The 5,462-nt window shown below is 55.0% G+C and carries 3 rRNA genes; all 3 read left to right on the top strand.

Features of this window, described 5'->3' with window-relative positions:
• Window positions 1–242: 242 nt before the first annotated feature.
• Window positions 243–1,767, top strand: a 16S ribosomal RNA gene (locus ACLD0U_RS14435).
• Between the two features lie 366 nt (window positions 1,768–2,133).
• Window positions 2,134–5,239: ribosomal RNA gene (locus ACLD0U_RS14430) — 23S ribosomal RNA — on the top strand.
• A 105-nt stretch (window positions 5,240–5,344) separates the two neighbouring features.
• Window positions 5,345–5,461, top strand: a 5S ribosomal RNA gene (gene rrf, locus ACLD0U_RS14425).
• Together the 16S, 23S and 5S rRNA genes form the textbook arrangement of a ribosomal RNA operon.
• The last annotated feature ends 1 nt before the right edge of the window (window position 5,462 follow it).

Genomic DNA, 5,462 nt, shown 5'->3' with positions numbered 1-5,462 from the left:
GATTGTGAAGTTGCCTTGCGCGTCTGGCCTTTGTTGGTTGGTGTGTGGGTGCGTCCGATCCTTGAGAACTCAACAGCGTGCACTTGTCAAATGCCAAATTATCCTCGTCCAGTCTTTTTGGCTGGTTGAGAATTCCTTTGGATCAAATTATATGTGAATGTCAGCAATGATGTTCGTTTTTTGGTCATGATTGAACTCGCTGCCTGTTCGCCGTTTTCCCGGTGGGTGGGTATGCATCGTTTTTTACGGAGAGTTTGATCCTGGCTCAGGATGAACGCTGGCGGCGTGCTTAACACATGCAAGTCGAACGATGAAGCCTAGCTTGCTGGGTGGATTAGTGGCGAACGGGTGAGTAACACGTGAGCAACCTGCCCCTGACTCTGGGATAAGCGCTGGAAACGGCGTCTAATACTGGATATGTCCCATCACCGCATGGTGTGTGGGTGGAAAGATTTTTCGGTTGGGGATGGGCTCGCGGCCTATCAGCTTGTTGGTGAGGTAATGGCTCACCAAGGCGTCGACGGGTAGCCGGCCTGAGAGGGTGACCGGCCACACTGGGACTGAGACACGGCCCAGACTCCTACGGGAGGCAGCAGTGGGGAATATTGCACAATGGGCGGAAGCCTGATGCAGCAACGCCGCGTGAGGGATGACGGCCTTCGGGTTGTAAACCTCTTTTAGCAGGGAAGAAGCGAGAGTGACGGTACCTGCAGAAAAAGCACCGGCTAACTACGTGCCAGCAGCCGCGGTAATACGTAGGGTGCAAGCGTTATCCGGAATTATTGGGCGTAAAGAGCTCGTAGGCGGTCTGTCGCGTCTGCTGTGAAATTCCGAGGCTCAACCTCGGGCTTGCAGTGGGTACGGGCAGACTAGAGTGCGGTAGGGGAGATTGGAATTCCTGGTGTAGCGGTGGAATGCGCAGATATCAGGAGGAACACCGATGGCGAAGGCAGATCTCTGGGCCGTAACTGACGCTGAGGAGCGAAAGGGTGGGGAGCAAACAGGCTTAGATACCCTGGTAGTCCACCCCGTAAACGTTGGGAACTAGTTGTGGGGTCCTTTCCACGGATTCCGTGACGCAGCTAACGCATTAAGTTCCCCGCCTGGGGAGTACGGCCGCAAGGCTAAAACTCAAAGGAATTGACGGGGACCCGCACAAGCGGCGGAGCATGCGGATTAATTCGATGCAACGCGAAGAACCTTACCAAGGCTTGACATACACGAGAACGGGCCAGAAATGGTCAACTCTTTGGACACTCGTGAACAGGTGGTGCATGGTTGTCGTCAGCTCGTGTCGTGAGATGTTGGGTTAAGTCCCGCAACGAGCGCAACCCTCGTTCTATGTTGCCAGCACGTAATGGTGGGAACTCATGGGATACTGCCGGGGTCAACTCGGAGGAAGGTGGGGATGACGTCAAATCATCATGCCCCTTATGTCTTGGGCTTCACGCATGCTACAATGGCCGGTACAATGGGCTGCAATACCGTGAGGTGGAGCGAATCCCAAAAAGCCGGTCCCAGTTCGGATTGAGGTCTGCAACTCGACCTCATGAAGTCGGAGTCGCTAGTAATCGCAGATCAGCAACGCTGCGGTGAATACGTTCCCGGGTCTTGTACACACCGCCCGTCAAGTCATGAAAGTCGGTAACACCTGAAGCCGGTGGCCTAACCCCTTGTGGGAGGGAGCTGTCGAAGGTGGGATCGGTAATTAGGACTAAGTCGTAACAAGGTAGCCGTACCGGAAGGTGCGGCTGGATCACCTCCTTTCTAAGGAGCACTGCGGTTCTTCGGGACCGACAGAGCCGGATTCACACCGAATGTGTGTGACCGGAGCTCATGGGTGGAACATTTGACATGGCTCTTGGTGAGTCTTCTGGTTTTAGTACGCCGCTTGCGGTGGGAACGGGCTGGGGGATGAGCTGGGGGCCTGCACGCTGTTGGGTCCTGAGGGACCGGGCCGGCCTTCCCTGTTGTGGGGTGGGTTGTTCTGTTTCCTTGTGGCCCCTTTCGTCGTCCCCCTGGTGGGGGTGGTGTGGGGGGACCGCCCGTACTTTGAGAACTACACAGTGGACGCGAGCATCTTAAAGAATATTTGCTGCCAGTCTTTTCCTGGGCTGGTGGCTTCTCATGTGATTTCAAGTCTTTAAGAGCAAACGGTGGATGCCTTGGCATCTGGAGCCGAAGAAGGACGTAGCAATCTGCGATAAGCCTCGGGGAACTGATAAGCGAGTTTTGATCCGAGGATGTCCGAATGGGGAAACCCCGCCAGGCGTTTGTGCGACCTGGTGACTCCCGCCTGAATATATAGGGCGGGTAGAGGGAACGTGGGGAAGTGAAACATCTCAGTACCCACAGGAAGAGAAAACAACAGTGATTCCGTGAGTAGTGGCGAGCGAAAGCGGATGAGGCTAAACCGGGTGTGTGTGATAGCCGGCAGGTGTTGCATGCCCGGGGTTGTGGGACTTTTCTGATCATTCTGCCGAGTGGTCGACGTGATGTGACGGTGTAGACGAATGGTCTTGAAAGGCCAGCCATAGTGGGTGCCAGCCCCGTAGTTGAAACGCTGCTCACAGCGTGAAGAGTATCCCAAGTAGCACGGGGCCCGAGAAATCCCGTGTGAATCTGTCAGGACCACCTGATAAGCCTAAATACTCCCAGATGACCGATAGCGGACAAGTACCGTGAGGGAAAGGTGAAAAGTACCCCGGGAGGGGAGTGAAATAGTACCTGAAACCGTTTGCTTACAAACCGTTGGAGCCTCCTTAGTAGGGGTGACAGCGTGCCTTTTGAAGAATGAGCCTGCGAGTTAGTGATATGTGGCGAGGTTAACCCGTGTGGGGTAGCCGTAGCGAAAGCGAGTCTGAATAGGGCGATTCAGTCGCATGTCCTAGACCCGAAGCGAAGTGATCTATCCATGGCCAGGCTGAAGCGACGGTAAGACGTCGTGGAGGGCCGAACCCACTTAGGTTGAAAACTGAGGGGATGAGCTGTGGATAGGGGTGAAAGGCCAATCAAACTTCGTGATAGCTGGTTCTCTCCGAAATGCATTTAGGTGCAGCGTTGCGTGTTTCTTGCCGGAGGTAGAGCTACTGGATGGCCGATGGGCCTCACCAGGTTACTGACGTCAGCCAAACTCCGAATGCCGGTAAGTGAGAGCGCAGCAGTGAGACTGTGGGGGATAAGCTTCATAGTCGAGAGGGAAACAACCCAGACCACCATCTAAGGTCCCAAAGCGCGTGCTAAGTGGAAAAGGATGTGGAGTTGCTTAGACAACCAGGAGGTTGGCTTAGAAGCAGCCACCCTTGAAAGAGTGCGTAATAGCTCACTGGTCAAGTGATTCCGCGCCGACAATGTAACGGGGCTCAAGCACGCCACCGAAGTTGTGGCATTGACATTTTTGGTAGGCCTTCGTGGTCCAGCCGTGTTGATGGGTAGGAGAGCGTCGTGTGGCGAGTGAAGCGGCGGTGTGAACCAGCCGTGGACGCTACACGAGTGAGAATGCAGGCATGAGTAGCGAAAGACGTGTGAGAAACACGTCCTCCGGAAGACCAAGGGTTCCAGGGTCAAGCTAATCTTCCCTGGGTAAGTCGGGACCTAAGGCGAGGCCGACAGGCGTAGTCGATGGACAACGGGTTGATATTCCCGTACCGGCGAAGAACCGCCCAAGCTAATCCAGTAATGCTAAGTGTCCAAAGCCAGTCATCGTCACCTTCGGGTGGCACCGGCTGGTGGAGCACACGACCCTATGCTGGTGCGGCTAGCGTATTAACAGGTGTGACGCAGGAAGGTAGCCCAAGCCAGGCGATGGTTGTCCTGGTGCAAGTGCGTAGGCCGAGTCATAGGCAAATCCGTGACTCATGATGGCTGAGACACGATGCGGATAAAAAGTGGGTGATCCTATGCTGCCGAGAAAAGCATCGACGCGAGGTTCAAGCCGCCCGTACCCCAAACCGACTCAGGTGGTCAGGTAGAGAATACCAAGGAGATCGAGAGAATCGTGGTTAAGGAACTCGGCAAAATGCCCCCGTAACTTCGGGAGAAGGGGGGCCATCCACTTATACGGACTTGCTCCGGAAAGGGTGTGGTGGCCGCAGAGACTAGTGGGTAGCGACTGTTTACTAAAAACACAGGTCCGTGCGAAGACGCAAGTCGATGTATACGGACTGACGCCTGCCCGGTGCTGGAAGGTTAAGAGGACCGGTTAGCCGCAAGGCGAAGCTGAGAATTTAAGCCCCAGTAAACGGCGGTGGTAACTATAACCATCCTAAGGTAGCGAAATTCCTTGTCGGGTAAGTTCCGACCTGCACGAATGGCGTAACGACTTCCCAACTGTCTCAACCGCGAACTCGGCGAAATTGCATTACGAGTAAAGATGCTCGTTACGCGCAGCAGGACGGAAAGACCCCGTGACCTTTACTACAGCTTGGTATTGGTGTTCGGTGTGGCTTGTGTAGGATAGGTGGGAGACTATGAAACCATGACGCCAGTTATGGTGGAGTCATTGTTGAAATACCACTCTGGTCATATTGGATATCTAACTTCGAACCGTGATCCGGTTCAGGGACAGTGCCTGGTGGGTAGTTTAACTGGGGCGGTTGCCTCCCAAAAAGTAACGGAGGCGCCCAAAGGTTCCCTCAACCTGGTTGGCAATCAGGTGGCGAGTGTAAGTGCACAAGGGAGCTTGACTGTGAGACTGACAGGTCGAGCAGGGACGAAAGTCGGGACTAGTGATCCGGCAGTGGCTTGTGGAAGCGCTGTCGCTCAACGGATAAAAGGTACCTCGGGGATAACAGGCTGATCTTGCCCAAGAGTCCATATCGACGGCATGGTTTGGCACCTCGATGTCGGCTCGTCGCATCCTGGGGCTGGAGTAGGTCCCAAGGGTTGGGCTGTTCGCCCATTAAAGCGGTACGCGAGCTGGGTTTAGAACGTCGTGAGACAGTTCGGTCCCTATCCGCTGCGCGCGTAGGAAGTTTGAGAGGATCTGACCCTAGTACGAGAGGACCGGGTTGGACGAACCTCTGGTGTGCCAGTTGTTCCGCCAGGAGCACCGCTGGTTAGCTACGTTCGGGATGGATAACCGCTGAAAGCATCTAAGCGGGAAGCCGGCCTCAAGATGAGACTTCCATCACCTTCGGGTGGAGAGGCTCCCAGCCAGACTACTGGGTTGATAGGCCAGATGTGGAAGCACGGCAACGTGTGCAGCTGACTGGTACTAATAAGCCGATGACTTGATAACACCATTCTTTCCAAAGATTTTTCGCGTCCACTTTGTGGTTCTCGACGTACGGTCGGAACCAAACAACACACCCACGAGTGTGTTGCCGACACATGTCAATAGTGTTACGGCGGCCATAGCGTGAGGGAAACGCCCGGTCACATTCCGAACCCGGAAGCTAAGCCTCACAGCGCCGATGGTACTGCAGGGGGGACCCTGTGGGAGAGTAGGACACCGCCGGACT

The organism is Microbacterium sp. 2216-1 (assembly GCF_046507855.1).
In the GTDB taxonomy this organism is placed as follows: domain Bacteria; phylum Actinomycetota; class Actinomycetes; order Actinomycetales; family Microbacteriaceae; genus Microbacterium; species Microbacterium esteraromaticum_C.
Note: the sequence above shows the minus strand (reverse complement) of the source record. Positions and strands in the feature narration are given on the sequence as shown.